Annotated in this window: 22 protein-coding genes, 1 tRNA gene, 1 other RNA gene and 1 pseudogene; 15 read left to right on the forward strand and 10 right to left on the reverse strand. The window is 71.2% G+C overall.

What is annotated here, in order from left to right:
- Nucleotides 1–9 precede the first annotated feature (9 nt).
- From IQ220_RS16370 to IQ220_RS03415, 3 genes and pseudogenes are all read right to left on the reverse strand, one after another.
- Nucleotides 10–537, reverse strand: coding sequence for a DUF1611 domain-containing protein (locus tag IQ220_RS16370; protein ID WP_370566289.1), 528 nt, complete (start codon nt 535–537; stop codon nt 10–12).
- A pseudogene (locus tag IQ220_RS16375) lies at nt 510–1,012 on the reverse strand (DUF1611 domain-containing protein). The gene IQ220_RS16370 and the pseudogene IQ220_RS16375 overlap by 28 nt, the downstream one beginning before the upstream one ends.
- Before the next feature lie 110 nt (nt 1,013–1,122).
- Nucleotides 1,123–2,256, reverse strand: a complete 1,134-nt coding sequence (locus IQ220_RS03415; RefSeq protein ID WP_193913126.1) for a dipeptide epimerase — start codon at nt 2,254–2,256, stop codon at nt 1,123–1,125.
- A 157-nt stretch (nt 2,257–2,413) separates the two neighbouring features.
- Between IQ220_RS03415 and glsA the strand changes: the two genes are divergently transcribed.
- From glsA to ftsZ, 6 genes are all read left to right on the forward strand, one after another.
- Complete coding sequence (gene glsA / locus IQ220_RS03420) at nt 2,414–4,255, forward strand: glutaminase A (RefSeq protein ID WP_193912810.1); 1,842 nt, start codon at nt 2,414–2,416, stop codon at nt 4,253–4,255.
- A gap of 61 nt (nt 4,256–4,316) precedes the next feature.
- Nucleotides 4,317–5,741, forward strand: a complete 1,425-nt coding sequence (miaB, locus tag IQ220_RS03425; RefSeq protein ID WP_228008785.1) for a tRNA (N6-isopentenyl adenosine(37)-C2)-methylthiotransferase MiaB — start codon at nt 4,317–4,319, stop codon at nt 5,739–5,741.
- Nucleotides 5,742–5,770: 29 nt separating this feature from the next.
- A complete protein-coding gene (locus tag IQ220_RS03430; RefSeq protein ID WP_186697086.1) occupies nt 5,771–6,940 on the forward strand; it encodes a D-alanine--D-alanine ligase family protein in 1,170 nt (389 codons plus the stop codon).
- Nucleotides 6,937–7,347, forward strand: coding sequence for a hypothetical protein (locus IQ220_RS03435; RefSeq protein ID WP_186697087.1), 411 nt, complete (start codon nt 6,937–6,939; stop codon nt 7,345–7,347). Before IQ220_RS03430 ends, IQ220_RS03435 begins: the two co-directional genes overlap by 4 nt.
- Nucleotides 7,344–8,159 carry a cell division protein FtsQ/DivIB gene (locus IQ220_RS03440; RefSeq protein ID WP_186697088.1) on the forward strand — a complete coding sequence of 272 codons (816 nt, stop codon included), beginning with the start codon at nt 7,344–7,346 and terminating at the stop codon, nt 8,157–8,159. Before IQ220_RS03435 ends, IQ220_RS03440 begins: the two co-directional genes overlap by 4 nt.
- A 267-nt stretch (nt 8,160–8,426) precedes the next feature.
- Nucleotides 8,427–9,539 (forward strand): cell division protein FtsZ, encoded by a 1,113-nt coding sequence (ftsZ, locus tag IQ220_RS03445; protein ID WP_225875646.1) that lies wholly within the window; start codon nt 8,427–8,429, stop codon nt 9,537–9,539.
- Nucleotides 9,540–9,671: 132 nt separating this feature from the next.
- On the opposite strand, the gene ffs is transcribed toward ftsZ, so the two are convergent.
- An RNA gene (ffs, locus tag IQ220_RS03450) (signal recognition particle sRNA small type) lies at nt 9,672–9,768 on the reverse strand.
- Nucleotides 9,769–9,818: 50 nt separating this feature from the next.
- Between ffs and panB the strand changes: the two genes are divergently transcribed.
- Nucleotides 9,819–10,631, forward strand: a complete 813-nt coding sequence (panB, locus tag IQ220_RS03455; RefSeq protein WP_193913120.1) for a 3-methyl-2-oxobutanoate hydroxymethyltransferase — start codon at nt 9,819–9,821, stop codon at nt 10,629–10,631.
- On the opposite strand, the gene hemW is transcribed toward panB, so the two are convergent.
- Nucleotides 10,519–11,871, reverse strand: a complete 1,353-nt coding sequence (gene hemW / locus IQ220_RS03460) for a radical SAM family heme chaperone HemW (RefSeq protein WP_228008784.1) — start codon at nt 11,869–11,871, stop codon at nt 10,519–10,521. The two genes, panB and hemW, sit on opposite strands and share 113 nt — an antisense overlap.
- 82 nt (nt 11,872–11,953) lie before the next feature.
- Between hemW and IQ220_RS03465 the strand changes: the two genes are divergently transcribed.
- The 7 genes from IQ220_RS03465 (at nt 11,954) to IQ220_RS03495 (ending at nt 17,957) form a co-directional block, all read left to right on the forward strand.
- Nucleotides 11,954–13,120 (forward strand): PIN/TRAM domain-containing protein, encoded by a 1,167-nt coding sequence (locus tag IQ220_RS03465; protein ID WP_228008783.1) that lies wholly within the window; start codon nt 11,954–11,956, stop codon nt 13,118–13,120.
- A 31-nt stretch (nt 13,121–13,151) separates the two neighbouring features.
- The gene (locus IQ220_RS03470; RefSeq protein ID WP_186697090.1) at nt 13,152–13,850 is read left to right on the forward strand and encodes an ATP-dependent Clp protease proteolytic subunit; all 699 of its coding nucleotides are present in this window, start codon (nt 13,152–13,154) and stop codon (nt 13,848–13,850) included.
- A 60-nt stretch (nt 13,851–13,910) separates the two neighbouring features.
- Entirely contained in the window at nt 13,911–14,513 is a 603-nt protein-coding gene (locus IQ220_RS03475) for an ATP-dependent Clp protease proteolytic subunit (RefSeq protein WP_193912809.1), read from the forward strand.
- A 64-nt stretch (nt 14,514–14,577) separates the two neighbouring features.
- Nucleotides 14,578–15,573: a ketol-acid reductoisomerase gene (ilvC, locus tag IQ220_RS03480; RefSeq protein WP_186697092.1), complete on the forward strand. Its 996-nt coding sequence runs from the start codon at nt 14,578–14,580 to the stop codon at nt 15,571–15,573.
- Nucleotides 15,574–15,644: 71 nt separating this feature from the next.
- Entirely contained in the window at nt 15,645–16,607 is a 963-nt protein-coding gene (locus IQ220_RS03485; RefSeq protein WP_370566288.1) for a hypothetical protein, read from the forward strand.
- A 43-nt stretch (nt 16,608–16,650) separates the two neighbouring features.
- Entirely contained in the window at nt 16,651–17,664 is a 1,014-nt protein-coding gene (cbiB, locus tag IQ220_RS03490; RefSeq protein WP_193912807.1) for an adenosylcobinamide-phosphate synthase CbiB, read from the forward strand.
- A 50-nt stretch (nt 17,665–17,714) separates the two neighbouring features.
- Entirely contained in the window at nt 17,715–17,957 is a 243-nt protein-coding gene (locus tag IQ220_RS03495) for a hypothetical protein (protein ID WP_186697094.1), read from the forward strand.
- Here the strand turns inward: IQ220_RS03495 and IQ220_RS03500 are convergent.
- The 5 genes from IQ220_RS03500 to IQ220_RS03520 all read right to left on the reverse strand — a co-directional run bounded on the left by IQ220_RS03500 (nt 17,928) and on the right by IQ220_RS03520 (nt 21,784).
- Nucleotides 17,928–18,275 (reverse strand): YciI family protein, encoded by a 348-nt coding sequence (locus IQ220_RS03500; RefSeq protein WP_193912805.1) that lies wholly within the window; start codon nt 18,273–18,275, stop codon nt 17,928–17,930. The two genes, IQ220_RS03495 and IQ220_RS03500, sit on opposite strands and share 30 nt — an antisense overlap.
- A 57-nt stretch (nt 18,276–18,332) precedes the next feature.
- Entirely contained in the window at nt 18,333–18,524 is a 192-nt protein-coding gene (locus IQ220_RS03505; protein ID WP_193912803.1) for a hypothetical protein, read from the reverse strand.
- Nucleotides 18,525–18,759: 235 nt separating this feature from the next.
- The gene (locus tag IQ220_RS03510; protein WP_193912801.1) at nt 18,760–20,049 is read right to left on the reverse strand and encodes an META domain-containing protein; all 1,290 of its coding nucleotides are present in this window, start codon (nt 20,047–20,049) and stop codon (nt 18,760–18,762) included.
- 56 nt (nt 20,050–20,105) lie between these two features.
- Nucleotides 20,106–20,190, reverse strand: a tRNA-Ser gene (locus IQ220_RS03515).
- Nucleotides 20,177–21,784: a ComEC/Rec2 family competence protein gene (locus IQ220_RS03520; protein ID WP_370566287.1), complete on the reverse strand. Its 1,608-nt coding sequence runs from the start codon at nt 21,782–21,784 to the stop codon at nt 20,177–20,179. The genes IQ220_RS03515 and IQ220_RS03520 overlap by 14 nt, the downstream gene beginning before the upstream one ends.
- A gap of 94 nt (nt 21,785–21,878) precedes the next feature.
- Here IQ220_RS03520 and IQ220_RS15510 point away from each other — a divergent pair, with 94 nt between their 5' ends.
- A complete protein-coding gene (locus IQ220_RS15510; RefSeq protein WP_228008851.1) occupies nt 21,879–22,241 on the forward strand; it encodes a hypothetical protein in 363 nt (120 codons plus the stop codon).
- Nucleotides 22,242–22,273: the final 32 nt, after the last annotated feature.

Here is a 22,273-nt window from a genome sequence, read left to right on the forward strand (position 1 = left end):
AGGGGGCCGTCAGGAGGCCAGGAGATCAGCCCCGGCTGACCCATCCAGGGCCTCCAGAAGCATCCCGGCGCCCTGGCGTACGGGATCGGCGCAGGCAAGCCCCAGCTGCTCCGCCGTGCGGGCGGTGGCCGCAACGGCCTCCTGCTCCGCCAGCTGCATGGTGTTGAGGGCCACCGCCCGCACCCTGGGCCGCAGGCCGTCGGCACGACCCAGAGCCGCCAGGCCCTCCACCACGGCGATCAGCTCCTGCAGCGGCGGGATCACCAGGTGGGGCAGACCCTTGATGTGGCGCTGCCCGGCCCGGTGCACCAGCAGCAGCTCGGTGGGCTGACTGCCCCGCAGCAGCGGCAGGGTGGCGGTGGAGCCCGGGTGGCAGAGAGAGCCCTGCCCCTCCACCAGCAGCAGACCGTCCGGGCCGAGGCCAGCGCCCGCCTCGAGCACGGCGGCCTCCACGGCACCGGCGGCATAGTCCACCCGCACAGCGTCCAGGGGCACACCGCCACCGGCGATCAGGATGCCGGCCTGGCCGGTGCCCACGAAGCGCGCCGCGCGGCCGCGCCGCCGGGCTTCCGTCCAGCAGCTCCAGGCTGGCGCCTCATCTTGCCCACGGCCATGTCGCTGCCCACGGCCAGCAGGCGCCGGCAGGGCAGATCGGCCGCCCGCGCCGACGCCACCGCCAGCCCGGAGGGCTCCTGACGCAGGTCCCAGATCCAGGCCCCAGGCGCCAGCAGGGCCGCCAAGCCGGGGTCGTCGCCGATGCGGCTGTGCAGGCCACTGGCCACCGACCAGCCCGCCCCCAGGGCGGTCGCCAGGTCGGCCCGCAGCGCCGCGGCATCAGCCCCCCGGAGGGCGCCAGCCCCACCACCGCCACCGCCGGCCCCAGGGGCAGGGCTGCCGCCACGCTCTCCAGCACCGGCACGGCGCGATCGATGCCGGTCACCTCCTTCAGGCTGCGGCCGGCATGGGCCGGATCCACCACGGCCAGCAGCGGCCCGGGCCGGTAGCGCAGCATCGCCAGGCCGGTCTTGCCGGAGAGGTTGTCGAGGCCGTCGTGAAGCAGCAGCACCACCGGATCCTGGGGCTGCAGGAAGGTGCGGGCGCCCCCCCCTGGCGGCTCGGCTCTCACGGCAGCCCCTCCGGCGCCAGCCCCGCAGCCACCCTGGGCACCAGCCCGGGCCAGGCCTCCGCCACACCGATCCCCAGGCCCGGCCCACCGGGCAGCAGCAGCTGATCGCCCTGGCAGTCCAGGCCCGTGAAGGGGTCGTCCACCAGGTTGAGGTGGCTGTCGAGATCGGGCCAGCGCACCAGCGGCAGCAGCTGGGCCGCGGCGCCGTTCAGCAGGGCGCCGTCGGAGTAGCAGCCCAGCATCACCCCCAGCCCCAGACGCCGCGCCGTCTGGGCCATCAGCAGGGCCTCCGTGAGCCCGCCGCTCTTGAGCAGCTTGATGTTGACCCCATCGGTGTGGGGGGCCAGCCGCAGCAGATCCTCGAGGTTCCAGCAGCTCTCATCGGCCACCAGGGGCAGGGGGCAGTGGGGATGCAGGGCCGCGAAGCCGGCCGTGTCGCGCGTCGGGTCAAGCTGCGGCGCCAGCGGCTGCTCCAGCAGCACCACCCCATGGGCCTGGAGCTCGGGCAGCAGACGCAGGGCGTCCTCCAGGGTCCAGCCCCCGTTGGCATCCACCTGCAGCTCACAGGCCGCGCCAGCCTGCTGCCGTTTGCGCTCCAGGGCCTCCGCCACCGCCTGCAGCAGGGCGCGGTCGTGATCGAGGCCCTCCGGGCTGCCCAGCTTGAGCTTGATGCGGCTGGCGGGCAGCTGCTGCCACCAGCGCTCGAGCCGCGCCAGCACCGCCGTGGGCGTGCCCAGCCCCAGGGTGACGCTGGTGGCGACACAGGCGCCTGGATCCAGGCCCCAGAGCCGCCAGAGGGGCTGGCCGAGGCGCTTGCCCCGCCAGTCGTGCAGGGCCAGATCGAGGCCACAGCGGGCGGGGGGCGAGAGCTGCGCCAGCAGCGGTTCCAGGCTCTGCGACCCCAGGGGTGAGGCCCCCTGCAGATGCGGGGCCAGGGCCTCCAGTTCGGCGGCGACGGCGGCGGTGTCGTAGTGGCGATGGCCGGTGTCGAAGCCGCCGGTTTCCCCCAGGCCCGTGAGGCCCTCGTAGCTCACCTCCACCAGCAGATGCTCCACCGCGCTGGTGCTGCCACGGCTGATCGCCAGGGGCACGGCCTTGGTGAGGCGGAACGGGCGCAGGCGGCAGCGCATCGGTTCGGGCCCCTGGCGGGTGCGGCGTGAAACCACGCTGGCACGGGGTCGGTCGCAGCGAAGGGCCTGCGGGCCAGCGGGGGGCTGGGGCTGGGCGGGGCTCCAGACTCCAGGCGTCGGCCGGCCCCGGCATCGGCCCCCTCCCCGCAGCCTCGCGATGGCTCCGTCCAGCGTCAACGCCACAGCGATCCAGGAGATTCTCAACGAGGCCCACGCCCGCTTCTCAGACCTGAAGGATGGCCAGCCGGCCCGCTACATCCCGGAGCTGGCCAAGGCCAACCCCGACCATTTCGGCATTGCCCTGGCCACCACCAGCGGCCATGTGTACAGCGTCGGAGACGCCGCTGAGTGCTTCACGATTCAGTCGATCTCCAAGCCGTTCACCTACGCCCTGGCCCTGAAACTGCTGCCGGCGGGCCAGCTGCTGCAGACGGTGGGGGTGGAGCCCTCGGGGGATGCCTTCAACGCCATCAGCCTGGATGGGGCGTCAGGCCGGCCGCGCAACCCGATGATCAATGCCGGCGCGATCGCCACCACGGCCCAGGTGATGGCCCAGGCCCCGGACCATGCCGCGGGCCTGCTGCTCGACTTCTATTCCAGCCTGGCCGGCCGGCCCCTGACGGTGGATGAGGCCGTGTTCCGCTCCGAGCGGGACAGCGGCCACCGCAACCGCGCCATCGGCCACCTGCTGCGCCAGTTCGGGATCATCGGCAGCGACCCTGAGCCCAGCCTGCAGCTGTACTTCCGGCAGTGCGCCGTGTCGGTGAGCTGCCTCGATCTGGCCAGCATGGCCGCCACTCTCGCCTGCCAGGGCCGCCATCCCCGCACCGGCGTCAGCGTGATCGAGCCGCAGACCACCACCAACGTGCTGGCCGTGATGGGCAGCTGCGGCATGTACAACTACGCCGGCCAGTGGCTGCATGATGTGGGCATGCCGGCCAAGAGCGGCGTGGCCGGCGGCCTGCTGGCCGTGGTGCCCGGCCGTCTTGGGCTGGCGGTGTACTCCCCGCCCCTGGACAGTCTGGGCAACTCCGTTCGGGGCGTTGCGGTGTGTGAGTGGTTGTCCCGGCAGCTGGATCTGCACCTGTTCAACCAGCCAGCCCCGGCGGGGCGCTGCCTGCGCTCCAGCAGCGACGGCTGCCGGCGCCATTCGCGCCGCTGGCGCCAGCAGGGGGAGCGCGACTGGCTCGATCGCCAGGGCGCCCGGCTGAAGCTGCTGGAGGTGCAGGGGGTGCTCGATTTCGCCGCCGGCGAGGAGCTGCTGGCGGAGATCGACCGCCAGGCCACGGCGGGGTCCGTGCTGGTGCTCGACCTGACCAGGGTCAGCAGCCTGCCCGCCGTGGGCGCCAGGTTGATGCGGCAGCAGCTCGGCAGCCTCGGCCCCCGGCACAGCACCGTGTTGCTCTGCATGGGCAGGCACGGGGAGGCGCTGTGGCCGGAAGGCCTGGGCATGGCGACGCCAATCCCCTGGCTGCAGACCTTCAGCAGCCTGGATGAGGCCTTGGAGCACGCCGAGGAGCTGCTGCTGGCGGAGCGGCTCGCTCCGGCCGCTCCACCCCTGGAGCAGCGGCCGGGGCTGCTGGAGCGCTTGCCACAAGCGAGTCGCAGGGTGCTCGAGCCCCTGCTGCAGCGGCGGAGGTTCCAGGCCGGAGAGCTGGCCTGCCGTGGCGGGGGCCCCGGCAGCGATCTGTTTCTGATCGAATCGGGCCGCTTCAGCGTGCTGAACGCCGTGGGCTCCGACGGGCGCCAGGATCGTCTCGCCAGCTTCGGCGCCGGCTGCTGGTTCGGGGAAGTGGCCTTCCTGGGCAGCGGCGAGGGCAGTGCCGATGTGCTGGCCGAGGCCCCCGGAAGCTGCCTGGTGCTGGGCCGCGCGGGCCTCGAGCAGCTGGAGCGGCAGCATCCCGCCGTGCTGATCCAGCTGATGCGGTTGCTCCACGGCGAGCTGGCCTGCAAGCTCGAGCGCACCAACCAGGAGCTGGTGCTGCTGGAGGAGGGCTGAAGCCGGCCCCGGCCGCCATGGGTTAAAGGCGGCCCCGGCCGCCATGCGGGAAAATGGCGTGATGACGGCAACCCACTCCCTCCAACTGGCGCCCCCAGCTGCCCAGAGCCCCGCGGGGCCGGGCCGGGGCAGCTACTGGATCACCACCTTCGGCTGCCAGATGAACAAGGCGGATTCCGAGCGCATGGCCGGAATCCTCGAGACCCTGGGCTACCGCGAGGCCAGCGCCGAGCTCAGCGCCGATCTGGTGCTCTACAACACCTGCACCATCCGCGACAACGCCGAGCAGAAGGTGTACAGCTACCTGGGCCGCCAGGCCCAGCGCAAGCGCCTCAACCCCCACCTCACCCTGGTGGTGGCGGGCTGTGTGGCTCAGCAGGAGGGTGAGGCGCTGCTGCGGCGCGTGCCTGAGCTGGATCTGGTGATGGGCCCCCAGCACGCCAACCGGCTCGACACCCTGCTGGCCCAGGTGGAGCAGGGCCAGCAGGTGGTGGCCACCGGGGAGCACCACATCCTTGAGGACATCACCACCGCCCGCCGCGACAGCGCCGTGTGCGCCTGGGTGAACGTGATCTACGGCTGCAACGAACGCTGCACCTACTGCGTGGTGCCCTCGGTGCGCGGCCAGGAGCAGAGCCGCCGGCCCGAAGCCATCCGTCTGGAGATGGAGGGGCTGGCGGCGCGGGGCTTCCGCGAGATCACCCTGCTCGGGCAGAACATCGATGCCTATGGCCGCGACCTGCCCGGCATCACCCCCGAGGGCCGCCGCCAGCACACCCTCACCGACCTGCTGCACCACGTCCACGACGTGGAGGGCCTGGAGCGGATCCGCTTTGCCACCAGCCACCCCCGCTACTTCACCGAGCGGCTGATCGATGCCTGCGCCGCCCTGCCGAAGGTGTGTGAGCATTTCCATATCCCCTTCCAGAGCGGCGATGACGCCGTGCTGAAGGCGATGGCCCGGGGCTACACGGTGGAGCGCTACCGCCGCATCCTCAGCCGCATCCGTGAGCGCATGCCCGATGCGGCGATCAGCGCCGATGTGATCGTGGCGTTTCCAGGCGAATCCGAGGCCCAGTTCCGCCGCACCCTGGCCCTGATCGAGGAGATCGGCTTCGATCAGGTGAACACCGCCGCCTACTCGCCACGCCCCAACACCCCTGCCGCTGACTGGCCTGACCAGCTCAGCGAGACCGTGAAGGTGGAGCGTCTGCAGGAGCTCAATGCCCTGGTGGAGCGCACGGCACGGCGGCGCAGCGCCCGCTATCAGGGCCGTCTCGTGCAGGTGCTGGTGGAGGGCCCCAACCCCCGCCAGGCCAGTCAGTGGATGGGCCGCACCCGCACCAACCGGCTCACCTTCTTCAGCGCTGATCAGCCGGCCGGGGCCGGCCCTGGCTCAGGGGCTCCGGCCGTGCAGGCCGGCGATCTGGTGAACGTGCGCATCGAGGAGGTGCGGGCCTTCTCGCTGAGCGGCACACTGGCCTGAGTTACAGCCCGGGATGGCTGCCCGCCGCGATGACCCCTGCCCCAAGCCAAGGCCGGATCCATGTGGGCCTGATCTTCGGCGGGGCTTCCGGCGAGCACGCCATCTCCATCCGCTCGGCCGCCACGGTGGCCGCCGCCCTGCGGGCTGAAGCCAATGCCGCTCGCTACGCCCTGAGCTGTTTCTATATCGACCAGCGCGGCCGCTGGTGGGGTCCGGAACTGGCCGACCGGGTGCTGGCCCAGGGCACTCCGGCGAACGCGACCCAGCTCGCTCCCGGCACGGAACGCTCTGGCTTTCAGGGCTTTCCCGATGCAGCCCTGGCGGTGCAGGTGTGGTTCCCGGTGCTGCACGGCCCCAACGGCGAGGACGGCACGATCCAGGGCTTGTTCGCCCTCATGCAGGTGCCGTTCGTGGGCTCCGGGGTGCTCGGTTCGGCCGTGGGCATGGACAAGCTGGCCATGAAGGCCGCCTTTGCCGCCTCAGGACTTCCTCAGGTGCCCTATGCCGCCGTGAGCGCCGCCGAAGTCCAGAGCGATGCCGAGGCCGTGCTGGATCGGCTGGAGGCCCAGCTCAGTTACCCCTGCTTCGTGAAGCCCGCCAACCTGGGCTCCTCCGTGGGCATCAGCAAGGCCAGGGATCGGCCCTCGCTGCTTGAGGGCCTGCGCGATGCCGCCGACCTCGATCCGCGGGTGGTGGTGGAGCAGGGCGTCACCGCCCGGGAGCTGGAGTGCGCCGTGCGCGGCGGCGGCCCCAGGCCCTTCAGTGCCTCGGTGCTGGGGGAAATCCGCTTCGACGCCGACTGGTACGACTACGAGACCAAGTACAGCGATGGCAGGAGCCGCACCCTGATCCCCGCACCGGTGCCGGAGGCGGTGGCGGAGCGGGCCCGCAGCATGGCCGTGCAGGCCTGCGAGGCCCTGAACGCCTCGGGGCTGGCCCGGGTCGATTTCTTCTACGCCGAGGGCGAGGTGGGGAGCAAGGCTGAGGGCGAGGCGGGGAGCGAGACGGCGGGTGGCGGCCTCTGGCTCAATGAAATCAACACCCTGCCTGGCTTCACCAGCCTCAGCATGTACCCGATGCTGTGGCAGGCCACGGGCGTCGACCTGGACACCCTGGTGGATGAACTGATCCAGGCCGCCCTGGAGTGGCCTTCCCCTGCCGACCCGGCCCCAGGACGCTTCAAAGGAGTCTCCCCATGATTCACGGCTTGCTCTGGCTGCCCCTGCTGCTCGTCTTCGTGCTGCTCACGTCCCTGGGCTGGCTGGAGCGGCGGCGGCAACAGCTGTTCCGGGACTGGGCCGAGGGGTCTGAACTGGCCAAGCTCGACGGCTGCGGTGCCGCCCGGCTGGTGGACGGGGTGCTGAGCTGGAGCACCTTCGATGCCGGCGCCCTGGTGGAGCAGGACTCCTTCAGCATCAAGCAACTGGAGCTGGTGGAACTGCTGGCGCTCGGATCGGGCGAGGCGCCCCTCACCGAGGAATCCCAGGGGGCCTGCCGGCTGCGCCTGGTGGGGGGCGGCGCCCAGAAGGATCTCCCCTTCGCCGATGCCGAGCGAGCCCGGCGCTGGATGGATGAACTGATGGCCAGTTCCCGCTGCGAGCTGTGAGTCCGTCCAGGCCCCTTCCCCCAGGAGCTGAGCGCAGACGCCAGCTGCGCCTTGAGCGCCGCCGCGAGCGGCTGCGCAACGGCTGGCGGCTGCTGGTGCTGCTCGGCCTCGCCGGCGGCCTGGGCTACACCCTGCTGCGCCAGGGCTGGACCCTCAGCGACCCGCAGCAGGTGGAGGTGCTGGGCAGCAAGCAGGTGGGCGCCGAGCAGGTGATCGAGGCTGCGGGGCTGACCTTCCCCCAGACCCTGCTCAGCCTGGAGCCCAGCCAGGTCGCCGCCTCCCTCGCCGAGGCCCTGCCCGTGGAGGAGGTGCGGGTGACGCGGCTGATGGCACCGCCGCGGCTGCAGGTGCAGCTCACCGACCGCCAGGCCGTGGCCCGCGCCCGGCGGCGCACCGCCCAGGGCAACGAGACCGGCTTCGTGGATCGCTCCGGCTACTGGATGAACAGCCGCCAGGGGGCGCTGATGGCCGATGCAGCGGCTTCGGGCCTGCTGGTGAGCGGCTGGCAACCGCGGCTTCGGCCGGTGCTGGCTGAGGTTCTGGAGCGCCGCGACGCCCTGGGCAGCGATCTGCTGGAGATCCGTTTTGCTCCTGATGGAGGCCTGTGGCTGCGAAGCGCCAGCCTGGGGCTGGTGCGCCTGGGGCCAGCCGACGCCCAGCTCCCCCGCCGCCTGGAGGTGCTGGCTCACCTCGTCAAGACCCTCCCAGCTCAGCTCAAGGGCAAACCACTCAGAACTCTCGACCTCACTGATCCGGAACAGCCCGAGCTCGCCCTCAAGAAAGCGCCCACTGCCAAGCCAGCCTCCCCTTGAGCCTCTGCTCAGCACCGGTTGATCGGGCCTTCAACCGGCTTGGCCCACGACACGGGCTCACCGATGTCTGTCGGCAAAAGAGCAAAGGGTCGCCATCGAACAAAGTCATGGTGGCCACTTGCGGACATAATGCGCCCAGCTCACCGGCATTCCAGCCCCATGGCGCAAGACGACGGCCCCAATTCCGTGCCGCCGATCCAAACGGGTGATTCGATTACTCTGCCTGCGAGCCCGACGGCCAATGGTGCCCTCGCCAACCGCGACGCGATGACCCATACCCCGACCCATGCCGCCGGCATTGTTCCCAGCCAGACGGCCCGGATCGAGGTGATCGGTGTAGGTGGTGGCGGCAGCAACGCCGTGAATCGGATGATTGCCTCTGAGCTGCACGGGCTGGGCTACAGGGTGCTGAACACCGATGCCCAGGCGCTGTTGCAGTCGGCGGCCCAGAAGCGCACTCAGCTGGGGCAGAAGCTCACCCGCGGTCTCGGTGCCGGCGGCAACCCGGTGATCGGCCAGAAGGCCGCGGAGGAATCCCGGGCTGAACTGCAGGAGTCGCTCCAGGGTGCCGATCTCATCTTCATTGCCGCCGGCATGGGCGGCGGCACCGGCACGGGCGCGGCACCGATCCTGGCGGAAGTGGCCAAGGAGGTGGGGGCGCTCACCGTGGGCATCGTCACCAAGCCGTTCGGATTCGAGGGCCGTAAGCGGATGCGCCAGGCCGAGGAGGGCATTGCCCGGCTGGCCGAGCATGTCGATACCCTGATCGTGATTCCCAATGACCGCCTGCGGGACGAGATCGCCGGCGCTCCCCTCAATGAGGCCTTCCGCGCCGCCGATGACGTGCTGCGCATGGGCGTGAAGGGCATCAGCGACATCATCACCAAACCCGGCCTGGTGAACGTTGACTTCGCTGACGTGCGCTCGGTGATGGCCGATGCCGGCACCGCCCTGCTGGGCATCGGCGTGGGCTCGGGTCGCAGCCGCGCCAGCGAGGCGGCCCAGGCCGCCATGAGCAGCCCGCTGCTGGAGTCGGCCCGCATCGATGGCGCCAAGGGCTGCGTGATCAACATCAGCGGCGGCATCGACATGACCCTGGAGGACATGACCACGGCCTCGGAGGTGATCTATGACGTGGTCGACCCCGACGCCAACATCATCGTGGGCGCCGTGGTGGACGAGCGGCTGGAGGGCGAGATTCATGTGACGGTGATCGCCACCGGCTTCGCAGGTGGCACCACCTACCGCCCCGAACGACCGGCGGTGAGCTTCGCCACCAGCCCGCCGTTCACCCCCACTCCCACACCCGAAGAGCGCGGCGCCAAGATCCCGCCGTTCCTGCTGAACCGCCAGACGCGGCCAGGTGATCAGGAGAGCTGAGGTCTACCGCCGCCATCGCTTAGCAGCTCCAACAGAGAGCCCAATCAGACGTGAGTGGTGGAACTCCGCCGGCCGATCCATTCATGGCCGCTCTGGCGGTGCGGCACGGCTGCGGATGGGCAGCCCGAAGGGGGTGACCCGGATTCCACGCCTGCCCTGAGCATCCCGTGTGGCTGCTGCCTTCCGGTCCTGACCAGGTTTGGGCGTCTGGGCCGCGTGGGTCCGAGTCGAGTGGATGCTAGCAATGGCCCCCTCCCTCTCGCCCTGCGCCCCGTGCCCGTGCGCCCCGCCGATCTGGCCCGTCGCAAACAGGCGGGCCTGCCGATCACCGTGCTCACCGCCTGGGATGCCCTCTCCGGTGCCCTCGTGGCCGAAGCGGGGGCTGATGCGGTGCTGGTGGGCGATTCGCTCGCCATGGTGGTGCTGGGCCACCCCACCACCCTGCCGGTGACCCTCGACGAGATGCTGCATCACTGCCGCGCCACGGCGCGCGGCATGGCCAGCGCCTGCGCGGCGGGCCATGAACCCCTGCTGATCTGCGATCTGCCTTTCCTCAGCTATCAGTGTCAACCCGATGACGCCGTGGCGGCCGCCGGCCGGGTGCTCAAGCAGAGCCCCGCAGCGGCGGTGAAGCTGGAAGGTGCTGAACCCGAAACCCTGGCGGTGATCGACCGCCTGGTGCGCAGCGGCATTCCGGTGATGGGCCATGTGGGGCTGACGCCCCAGTCCGTGCACCGCACGGGCTACCGGCGCCAGGCCACCGATGCCGCCAGCCGTGAACGACTGCGGACCGCGGCCCGCGCCCTGGAGCAGGCCGGCTGCTTCGCCCTGGTGGTGGAGCATGTGCCGGCGGAGGCCGCCACAGAACTCAGCCACACGCTCACCATCCCCGTGATCGGCATCGGTGCCGGCGACAGCTGTGACGGACAGGTGCGGGTGACCGCCGACCTGCTCGGGCTCACCGGCAGCCAACCGCCCTTCAGCCCGCCGCTGCTGCAGGGTCGCTCCCTGGCGCTGGAGGCGCTGCGCCTGTGGCTGGCAGCCCAGAGTCGTCCATCCAGCACCACAGCTCCCGCAGCACCGCATTGCTGAGGGCCAGGCCCTGGGGATCACTCAACCGCCAGCGCTCCCCTTCCAGCAGCAGCAGCTCCCGGGCCAGCCAGGGCTGCAGCCGTTGCCTGAGCTGGCCAAGCTCGGCCCTGATCCTCTGCTCCTGCCAGCCCTCAGCCCGCAGCAGCTGGGCAGGCCGCACCCCCTCCCGCCGCCGTAACCCCACCATCAGGCGCTCATCGAGGGGCATCCCCGCCGCCTGGAACGCGCCGGCCTGGCCCAGCGTCCCGACCTGAGCCAGCGACGCGGCCTGCTGCTCCAGCCAGCGGGCGTAGGCCTCCCGCGTGCGGGGCCTGGCCTGGCGCTCCCCCCAGGGGGCCGCCGTGGCCCCCATGCCAAAGCCCCACCAGCCCGCCCCGCTCCAGTACACGCGGTTATGGCGCGAGGCGTGGCCGGCCAGGGCGTAGTTGGACACCTCGTAGTGGCCATAGCCGGCCGCCCCCAGCGCGGCGCTGCTGAGCTCCATCAGGTCGGCGGCCAGATCGTCATCGGGCAGGGCCAGCCGGCCCTGCTCCAGGCGCCTCGCGAACACGGTGCCCGGCTCGATCGTGAGGTCGTACACCGAGAGGTGGGGAGCGCCCGTGGCAACCGCCTGGCGCAGCTGGTCTCGCCAGCCCTCCAGGTTCTGGCCGGGCACCGCCTGGATCAGATCCAGGCTCCAGCTGGCCAGGCCGCCGTCGCGCCGGGCCTGGGCCAGCCAGCGGCAGGCCTGGCGCAGGTCGTGGCCGCTGTGGCGTCGCCCCAGCTGCTGCAGCACGGTGTCGTCAAAGCTCTGGCCACCGAGGCTCACCCGGTTCACGCCGGCGTCCAGGTAGGCCAGCAGGCGGGCGCGATCGAAGCTGGCGGGATCCAGTTCCAGGCTGATCTCCGCCCCTGGCACCAGCCCGAAGCGCCGCTCCAGGGCCCCCAGCAGCGCCCCCACCTGCTGCGGCTCCAGCAGCGAGGGGGTGCCGCCGCCCAGATACACCGTCGACAGAGGCGGCGGCGGCGGGCCCAAGGGCCAGGGGGCCAGGGCGATCTCCCGCAGCAACAGTTCCAGGTAGGCCGCAATCGAGGCGGAACCGGGCTGGCCCTGGGCCGCCCCGGCCCGGTCGCCCAGGGGCACCACCGGAAAGTCGCAGTAGAAGCAGCGCCGGTGACAGAAGGGGATGTGCAGGTAGGCGCTGCGGGGGGGCAGGGCGGCGGACCCCAGCGGCCGCACCAACGGTGTGGAGGCGATCAAGTGCGGTTACCTCCGCAGGCCAAACCGGCGGGTTTCAGCCATGCTGCGCACTGGATCGCCCGGAGCTCGCCACACAGCGTCAATGGTGGACTCCCTCATCCTCATCCTGTTCATGATCTCCGGTGCCGCCGCCGGATGGCTGGGGGTGGACCTGCTGCCCAGGGCGATGCTGGCCGAGGTGGACAACCCCGAGGGCCTGCGCACGGTGCTGGGCGGCTTCGGGGCCTTCTTCGGGCTGATCGCCGGGGTGTTCTTCGGCCAGCTGCGCCGCAGCCTGATGCGCCAGGTGCGCAGCATGCCCACCGACCTGCTGGTCAGCCGCGCCGTGGGGCTGATTCTCGGCCTGCTGGTGGCCAACCTGCTGCTGGCACCGATCCTGCTGCTGCCCCTGCCCTGGGAGGTGGTGTTCGTGAAGCCCCTGGCGGCGGTGCTGAGCAACGTGTTTTTCGGCGTGTCCGGCTACAACCTCGCCGAGGTGCATGGCCGCACCCTGCTGCGCCTGTTCAACCCCAGCAGCACCGAGGCCCTGCTGGTGGCCGAAGGGGTGCTGCAGCCAGCCAGCGCCAAGATCCTCGACACCAGCGTGGTGATCGATGGCCGCCTGCGCGGCCTGCTCGACTCCGGTGTGCTGGAGGGCCAGGTGATCGTGGCCCAGTGCGTGATCGACGAACTCCAGGCCCTGGCCGATTCCAGCAACGCCGAGAAGCGCGGCCGCGGCCGCCGCGGCCTCAAGCTGCTCACCGAGCTGCGCGAGCAGTACGTGCGCCGCCTGGTGGTGAACAGCACCCGCTACGAGGGCAAGGGGGTGGACGACAAGCTGCAGGCCCTCACCGCCGACACCGGCGGCACCCTGCTCACCACCGACTACAACCTGGCCAAGGTGGCCGAGCTGAAGAGCCTCAAGGTGCTCAACCTCAGTGAGCTGGTGATCGCCCTGCGGCCCGAGGTGCAGCCCGGCGATGAGTTCCAGCTCAAGATCGCCCGTGAGGGCAAGGAGGCCGACCAGGGCGTGGGCTACCTGGATGACGGCACCATGGTGGTGGTGGAGGGAGCCCGCGAGAACATCGGCGAGCGCCTGCCGGTGGTGGTCACCGGCGCCCTGCAGAACCCAACCGGCCGCATCGTCTTCGCCCGGCGCGAGCCCGTGCTCCATGCCAGCGCCACCGAGGCGGGCAGCCATGGCAACGAGCGGGGGGGGGAGCGATCCACACCTCCCGCCAGCAAGCGCAAGCCGAGGGCCTCCCGCTAGGCTCCGATCCAGTGCCTGTCAGGGTCAACGGATGTCGGTGTCAGCTCCTTACTACGGCGATTCCGCCGTGATGCGCACACCGCCGCCGGACCTCCCCTCCCTGCTGCTCAAGGAGCGGATTGTGTATCTGGGCTTGCCGCTGTTCAGCGACGACGAGGCCAAGCGCCAGATGGGCATCGATGTGACCGAGCTGATCATCGCCCAGCTGCTCTATCTGGAGTTCGACAACCCAGACAAGCCCATTTTCTTCTACATCAACTCCACCGGCACCTCCTGGTTCACAGGCGATGCGATCGGCTTCGAAACCGAGGCCTTCGCCATTGCTGACACGATCAGTTATGTGAAGCCACCGGTGCACACCATCTGCATCGGCCAGGCGATGGGCACCGCGGCGATGATCCTCAGCGCCGGCACCAAGGGGCAGCGGGCGGCCCTGCCCCACGCCACGATCGTGCTGCACCAACCCCGCAGCGGCGCCCGCGGTCAGGCCAGCGACATCCAGATCCGGGCCCAGGAAGTGCTGCACAACAAGCGCACCATGCTGGGCATGCTGGCCACCAACACCGGCCGCAGCGTTGAGGAGCTCTCCCGCGACTCCGACCGCATGACCTACCTCACCGCCGACCAGGCCCTGGAGTACGGCCTGATCGACCGCGTGCTCACCAGCCAGAAGGACCTCCCCAGCGGCACCCCTCTGGCCGCCCAGCGCAGCCCCGCCGGCATCGGCTGATCCGGGCCCAGGGCCCACCCCCCAGTTCACTCCACCACCAACACCCGCCGCCTCCCAGCCATGCCCATCGGCACCCCCAGCGTTCCCTACCGCCTGCCCGGCAGCCAGTACGAGCGCTGGGTTGACATCTACACCCGCCTCGGCGTGGAGCGGATCCTCTTCCTCGGCTCGGAAGTGAATGACGCCGTGGCCAATGCGCTGGTCGCCCAGATGCTCTACCTCGACTCCGAGGACAACTCCAAGCCGATCTACGTGTACATCAATTCGCCGGGAGGATCGGTGACGGCGGGTCTGGCCATCTACGACACGATGCAGTACGTCAAGAGTGACGTGGTGACCATCTGTGTGGGTCTGGCCGCCTCCATGGGGGCCTTCCTGCTGGGGGCTGGCACCAAGGGCAAGCGGCTGGCTCTGCCCCACAGCCGGATCATGATCCACCAGCCGCTCGGGGGCACCAGCCAGCGCCAGGCCAGCGACATCGCCATCGAGGCGAAGGAGATCCTGCGGATCAAGGACATGCTCAACCACAGCATGGCCGACATGACTGGCCAGAACTTCGAAAAGATCCAGAAGGACACCGATCGCGACTACTTCCTCAGCGCCGCCGAGGCCAAGGAGTACGGCCTGATCGATCGGGTGATCGCCCACCCCAGCGAGGCCTGAGCCGGCCGGCCGGCGGCCCTTGCGTAAGCTCGAACACTGCTCCCCGCCCTCAGCTTCAGCCCGGATGGCCCAGCTCTTCTACGACTCCGATGCCGATCTCAGCCTGCTGGCGGGCAAGACGGTGGCCATCATCGGCTACGGCTCCCAGGGCCATGCCCACGCCCTGAACCTCAAGGACAGCGGCGTGGCCGTGGTGGTGGGCCTCTACGAGGGCAGCCGTTCCGCCGAAAAGGCGAGGGCCGATGGCCTCGAGGTGCTCAGCGTGGCCGCTGCCTGCGCCAAGGCCGACTGGATCATGGTGCTGCTGCCCGATGAGATCCAGAAGGCGATCTACGAGGCGGAGATTGCTCCCCACCTCAGCGCCGGCAAGGTGCTGAGCTTCGCCCATGGCTTCAACATCCGCTTCGGGCTGATCCAGCCCCCGGCCGAGGTGGACGTGGTGATGATCGCCCCGAAGGGTCCCGGCCACACCGTGCGCTGGGAATACCAGAACGGCATGGGTGTGCCGGCCCTGTTTGCGGTGCAGCAGGACGCCAGCGGCAACGCCCGTGCCCTGGCCATGGCCTACGCCAAGGGCATCGGCGGCACCCGCGCCGGCATCCTCGAAACCAACTTCAAGGAGGAAACCGAAACCGACCTGTTCGGCGAGCAGGCCGTGCTCTGCGGTGGCCTCAGCGAACTGGTGAAGGCAGGCTTTGAAACCCTGGTGGAGGCGGGCTATCAGCCCGAGCTGGCCTATTTCGAGTGCCTGCACGAGGTGAAGCTGATCGTGGATCTGATGGTGAAGGGCGGCCTCACCGCCATGCGCGATTCGATCTCCAACACCGCCGAATACGGCGACTATGTGAGCGGCCCGCGCCTGATCACCGCCGCCACCAAGGCCGAGATGAAGCGCATCCTGGCCGACATCCAGGACGGCACCTTCGCCCGCAACTTCGTGGCCGAGTGCGAGGCCGGCAAGCCCGAGATGGCCAAGATCCGCCAGCGGGACGCCGAGCATCCGATCGAGCAGGTGGGCACAGGTCTGCGGGCCATGTTCTCCTGGCTCAAGGCAGCCTGATTCCCCCCTCCCTGCTCTGGGGCAGCACCCAGGCAGGGGGCAGCCTCACCCTGGCTTCCACGGCCTGGCTGGTGAGCGGGCTCAGCCCCTCACCGCTGCTCAACAGCCTGCTGCCGGCCCTCGGCACCCTGCCGGCCCTGCTGCCGCTGCGGCGTCGTGCCTGGGCCTATGCCCTGCAGCTGCTGGCGGTGCTGGCACTGCTGGCGGTGGCAGCGGCCCAGGCGCTGCAGTGGCTGCCTGCGCCGTTGCTGCTGGCGGCATCGCTGCTGGCCGTGCTGCTGTTCGCCCTCGGCGCTGAACTCTCCGGGCTGCCCCTGCAGCGGCGACTGCTGCGCCAGCCGGGCAGCTCGATCGAGCAGCTGCGGCGCGGCTCCGACCTGGGCTCCCTGGTGGGCTATCTGCTCACGGCCCTGCTGTTCCCGGCAGCCCTGCAGTTCGGGCCGGCCCTGCTGCTGTTGCTGCCACTGGGGCTGCTGCTGGCCGTGCGGGGCCGGGGCACGGGCCCCGCGGTCGCCGAGGGTGAGCTCCCGAAGGCTCCGGCTCAGACCATCCCCTTCAGCCGGCTCTGCGCACTGCAGGGCCTGCTCTTCGGGGGTCTGTTCGCCCTGTTACCCCTGTGGGTGCGGGCGGTGGGCGAGGGCGACTGCTTTGATTTCGCCATGCTGCTGGCGGCCTACGGGCTCGGCCGGGGCTTCACGGGACTGCTGCCGCCCCTGAACGGGCCGCTGCGCTACGGCCTGATGGCGGTCCTGCTGGGGACGGCCCAGCTGGTTCCGGGCTGGAGCGCGGTGCTGCTGTTCCTGCCCCTGGGGGGGCTGGCCGCGGCCAGTGATGCCGCCCTGGTGGGAGCCCTGGGCCCCCTGGGAGACGCCCCCCTGCGCTGGACGGTGCTGCAGCGCTCCGGGGCGGTGGGCGGCCTGGCCGGCAGCCTCGGCATGGGTCTGCTGAGCCAGCTGCTCGGCCTCGGCCTGGCCCTGCCGCTGCAGCTGCTGGCCTTCGCGGCGCTGGCCTGGCCCCTGGGCCGCTGCCGCTGATCCCGTTGATCCCGTTGATCCCGCCGATCCCACTTTCACGCTGATGCCGCTGCTGCTGGTGTTGCAGGTGCTCACGGCCGCCCTGCTCGATCGCGGCTTGGGCGATCCCCAGCGCTGGCTCCATCCGGTGCAGGTGATGGGCTGGGGCATTGCCCGGCTGCGACGGCTGGCCGAGGGCTGGGCCGCCGGCCGCCCCGGCCGGCTGCGCCTGGCCGGGGCGGCGATCACGCTGCTGGTGGTGGGGCTCAGCGGTGCTGCCGGCTGGCTGCTGGAGCGCTGGGCGGACCAGAGCGCCCTGGGGGTGGCGGTGCTGGTGGTGGGGCTGGCCAGCGCCCTGGCCGGCCGCAGCCTCGAGGAGGCCGTGAACGGGGTGCTGGCGCTGCTGCCGGAGGCGGATCCGGAGCCGGCCCGGCGGCAGCTGGGGCGCATCGTGGGCCGCGACACCGACCAGCTCAGCAGGGAGGAGATCCTGCGCGCCCTGGCAGAAACCGCCAGTGAGAACGCCGTGGACGGCCTGTTCGCGCCCCTGTTCTGGATGCTGGCCGGGGCGGTTCTGAGCCCGTTGGCACCGGTCCTGCCTGGTCCTCTGGCCCTGGCCTGGAGCTTCAAGGCGGCCAGCACCCTGGATTCGATGCTGGGCTACCGCCGCGGCAGCCTGGCCTGGCTGGGCACGGCCGGAGCCCGGCTCGACGACCTGCTGGTGTGGCTGCCCTGCCGCCTGGTGGCCGTGAGCCTGCCGCTCGCCGCCGGCCAGGAGCTGGCGGGAGCCTGGCGGGGGCTGGAGCTCGCCCTGCGGGATGGGGCGCCCGATCCCTCGCCGAATGCTGGGGTGTCCCAGGCGGCCTATGCCCACGCCGTGGGGGTGCAGCTGGGGGGCAGCAACCGCTATGGCGGCTGCCTGCGCCGCAAACCGCTACTGGCGCAGGGCCGGCCGGCAGCGGATGCCGCTGCTGTGCGGCGCATGCTGCGGCTGTCGCTGCGGCTGCAAGCGCTCTGGCTGGCCGCAGCCCTTCTGGTGGCGGGGCTGCCGCCTTTCATCACGAAAGCTCTCAGCTGATTGCCCGGATGGACGGATCCTGCCGAAGCTGCGGGCACGTCCCAGGGCCCATGCCGATTCGCGACCTCCTTGAAGAAGCCCTCCAGGAGCCGGACATCGGGACCACAGCCTGCTTCCGGTGGCATGCCACACCCGTGGGCATCGCCGCGCTCTGGCACGCCGGCACCGCACCCTCGGCCCCGCCCTATGAGGACGCCCTCAAGGAGGCCCTGCAGGTGGGGCTCGACCTCAGCCGCGAGGAGCGGGAATTTCACCAGATCAGCTCAGGACTGGTGCTGCTGTTTCATTCCTGAGGCAGCGGCGGTGGCTGGCGGCGAGACCGGAGCCGGAACGCCGAACACCGGTGCCCATTCGTGCAGGGTCCAGCTCACACATCCCTGCTCGATCAGGGGATCGTGGCGCACCAGCCGGGAGGCCTCATCCCACGACCCGGCCCAGAACAGCAGCATGCCGCCGGCACCCTCAGCACCACGGCGGTCGGCCCAGTAGCCACTCACGGGGCGATGGCCCTGGGCTTCGAGCTCAGCCAACCAGGCCAGATGCAACGGCACCACCGCATCGAACTGGGCCTTGTCCACCAGACCCTCCTCCAGCTTCACAAACCAGGGCATCGCTCCGCCCACCTGCGACTTCGGGCACTCTGCTACCCCTGAGCCCCAGCGGAGGCGTCACTCCACACTCGCCTGGCTGCGCAGACCTTCCAGCAGATCGGCCAGCAGAGACGTCATCTCAACGGGCAAGGGCACGGCGGGTTCAGCATCGGCGGCCAGCACCACCACCGCGCAGGTGTCCATCAGCCTGGAGGCCTCCTGGGCACTGAGGGCCATCAGAAACTGACCGTCGTACTGGGTGATGCGCATCGCCCTCGACGAGCAACCTGGCCATCCAGACGCTAGGGCGTTCAGCAGGAGGCCGCCACGAAAGCGGCGACCCACCAGAGCCCACCCCGGGACGGGCCTGATCCTGAGAGAGCCCGTTCACGCTCTGTAATACAATCTTTCACGAAGACGTTCCTCTGGGCGGGCACCCTCTTGGGTACCGCCTTTTTTCTTGCCTGGTGCTGGGGCGCCGTTGGGCACGCCCAGCGGTGCTGGCTCAGGGGGTTGGTGGGGCTGCCTTGAACAGCAGCAGCGTGCGCCCCTGTCCGTCCTGGAGCAGCAGGTTGCGCTTGTCGATGCTCCAGCGGCGCACCTGGCCCAGCGCCTCCATGTAGCGCTGCTCCATGGCCATCAGTGCAGCTGGGCAGGCCATCTTGGTGCTGGCCAGCTCGGAAAAGCGGAGTTGCTCGCCCTCGAGCTGGAAGCCGCCGATGAGCCGGTTGCAGCCGCCGCTGCCACTCACCCGGTCGGCGTCGGCATCGAGCCGCAGCTCAGGGCCATCCCCATCCTGCAGGGCCTGCAGCCTCCAGAGCGTGCCCCTCAGGCTGGGCCCGGGCGCTGGGGCAGCCGCAGGCATGGCGGCGCCATCGGTCTTCGGGCAGCCCTCGCCGGGGTGCACCCCCACGAAACGCTCCACCACCAGGGTGCGCCGCAGCCCCTGACCGGGCTCGGCGGAGGGGCGCTGGCTGATCAGGCCCTCCAGATTCACCAGCAGCGGCTGGCCGGCCGATCCCCCCGCCTGGGCCCCCAGGTAGGCCCGCTCCAGCGCCAGATAGTCGGCCTCCATCGACACCGGCAGGCGCGCGCCGGTGGCACAGAGCCGGATGCTGGCGGCATCGGCCAGGTAGCGGAACATCCCCTGCAGATGGAGGCGGGGCTCAATCGGCTCCGCTGCCGGCAGCCGCATCAGGCGATCGTTCAGGGATGAGCGGATCGGCTCACCCTGCAGGTCGAGCTTGCGCAGGGCGGCACCGCCGTCGATGGGTTGCAGCAGCACGGGTGCTTCCCGGCCGCCCCGCAGCACCAGGCGAGGCCCCTGCGGCTCCAGGCGCCAGCGGCCGATGTCATCAAAGCTGTTGGGGGCAGGGCGATCCAGAAAAGTCTGGCGCAGCTGGAAGCTGCCATCGCTGAACAGGTCCACCTGCCAGCGGCTGCGGCCGCTGGCGGCGGGCAGATCGCCGCGCCAGCTGGCCGGCAGACGGCCGAGGGCTGCCTGCGCGGATGGCTGGCGGCCCGTGGGGCTCAGATCACCCTCGCTGTAGGGGATGGAGAAACGAAAAGGCGGCTGGCCGGCGGGCTCCAGGCGCACCCGGCCCAGCAGCGTGGCGGGGGCATCGGCCCGGGCGATGTCCTCGATCACCACCTCAAACACCGCATCAGGAGGCAGGGCGATCCGCTCCCGGTCACTGGCCGTGCCCGAGAGCGTGCCGGCTTGGGCGGGGGCCTGCAGCACCAGCGCCGCCGTGAGGATCCCTCCAACCAGGCAAACAGGGCTGTGATGCTTCATGGCCAGGCTGATGGACAACGGGGTCTCGGAGCGGAGCCTGGAAGTCGGGCGGGAAACGGAGAGGGTGGGATTCGAACCCACGGAAGGTTGCCCTTCAAACGATTTCGAGTCGTTCGCTTTCGACCACTCAGCCACCTCTCCAGCCAGGAGCCCGAAGCTCCGGCCACGAGTTTACGGACCGCTCAGCCCCAGCCCTGCTGCAGCCAGCCCCGCGGGCCGCTGGCGCTCCAGCCGGCGGGGCATCGGCCGGCCCGCCGCCGCTCAGCCAGATGGCTCCCCGGCTGGCGGCGGTCACGGCCTGGCGCTCGGGCCGCCGCGGCAGCACCCCCAGCCAGATGCCGTCCCAGCCTTGGCTTCGGTGGCCCGCCAGGCCCTGAGGGCCTGGCGGTCGGGTAGCAGCAGCCAGCGCCGCTGCCCCAGTACGAGGCTGATGGCCCGGCTGTCGGCGCTGAGGGGCTCGGCCACCAGCCCTGGGCTGCCCAGCCACTGGCCAGGCTGCAGCGGCAGGCTGCCATCGGCACTGGCCAGCACCAGCCCCGCCTGGGCCTGCCAGCAGGCGGGCTCGGCCGGGGCCACGGGATCCAGCAGCAGAGCCCAGTCCAGGCGGGGGATGCCGAAACCGGTGGCGAGCTGGCGGGCCTGACGGCAACTGAAGCCATCGGCCTGGAGGCTCACCAGCGCCGCCCGGCCCTGGTGGCGGGCCAGCAGCAGGTCGCGGTGGCCCTGGTGCACCAGCACGAGCTGGTCGGCCCGCAGCAGGGCCAGGTGGCCCAGGCCGCCAGCAGCAGCAGCGCCGGCGCCGGCCGCGGCCCAGCCGCGGCAGACCGGCGGGGCCCGGCACACTCAGCCCCAGCAGACCTGCGGCGAGCAGCAGCACCAGCAGGGGCTCCGGCCTGCCCAGCTGCCACTGGGCCATGGGCAGCGCCGCGAAGCCCTTCACCACGATCACCAGCAGGCCAGAGCACCAGGCCACCGGCGGCAACAGCAGGCCGAGCAGGGGAGGCACCAGCACCGCCACCAGGGCCAGGGCCATCGCCCCCAGGGTGAGGGGGGTGAGCAGCGGCGCCGCCACCAGATTGGCCGGCACGGCGTAGAGGGGCACCACGCCGAAGTGGAACAGCTGCAGCGGCAGGGTCCAGAGCGAGGCGGCGAGGGGCACGGCGCTGGCGGCGGCGAGCCAGCCCGGGCACCAGGGCGGCAGCCGGCGGCGCAGGCCCTGCTCCAGGGGAGAGGCGCAGACCACGAGGGCGGCCGTGGCCACCACGCTGAGCTGGAAGCCCACATCGGCCAGCCACTCGGGCCGCCACAGCAACAGAATCAGGGCACTGGCCATCAGGATCCCGAAGGGCCGCCCGCGGCCGCCGCTCTCCAGCACCGCCAGGGCCAGGCCGCCCATCAGCACGGCCCGCAGCACCGAGGGCTGCGGGCCGGCCAGCAGCACGAACAGCAGCATGGCCGCGCCAGCCAGCCCCAGCCGCGGCCAGCGCGGCAGCCGGCGCCCCAGGGGGAGCACCGCTCCCAGCAGCACGCTGAGATGGAAGCCGGAGGCGGCCAGGGCATGGGAGAGTCCCGCGGCGCGGAAGGCCTCCTTGAGCTCCAGCGGCAGGGGCACCCGGGCGCTGCCGAGCACGAGGGCCGCCAGCAGCCCGCCCCGCTCCGCTCCCGCGCCCGCCAGCAGCCGCTGGGCCAGCTGGCGGCGCAGGTCGGCCAGGGGAGTGGGGGGACGGGCGAGCACCGTTGGCCTGCTCCACCTGCAGCTGGGTGGCCGCCCCCTGGCGCCGCAGCCGCTCCGCCGGCCCGGCCAGCAGCGGGTGGGGAGCCGGCTGAGGTTGTCTGAGCCGGCCACGGGCCTCGACGCGCCAGCCCTGCTGCAGGCCGCCGCAGGAGGCCAGGCGCAGCTCGGTGCGCCCCTGGGGCAGCTGCAGCAGGGCCCGGCAGGTCCCATCCGGCCCCGTCGGCTGGGGATCACTGAGCAGGGTGCCGCGCAGGGTCACGACCAGTGGAGCGCCGCCACCAGCCCCTGGGGCATCGAGCTGCCACACCGGATCCCCGGGGGCCGCCGGGGGCGGCGTGAGCGACACCCACAGGGCCCGCAGCAGCACCAGCGCCACCAGGGCCGCCCAGACGATCCGCCGCCGCCTGGGGCGCGACCGCGATGGTGGCACTGGCACGGGCTCTCGCAGCGGGCCTGAGGGCAATCCCATGGCCCCAGCGTTGCCACAGC

The sequence above is a fragment of the Cyanobium sp. LEGE 06113 genome (assembly GCF_015207615.1).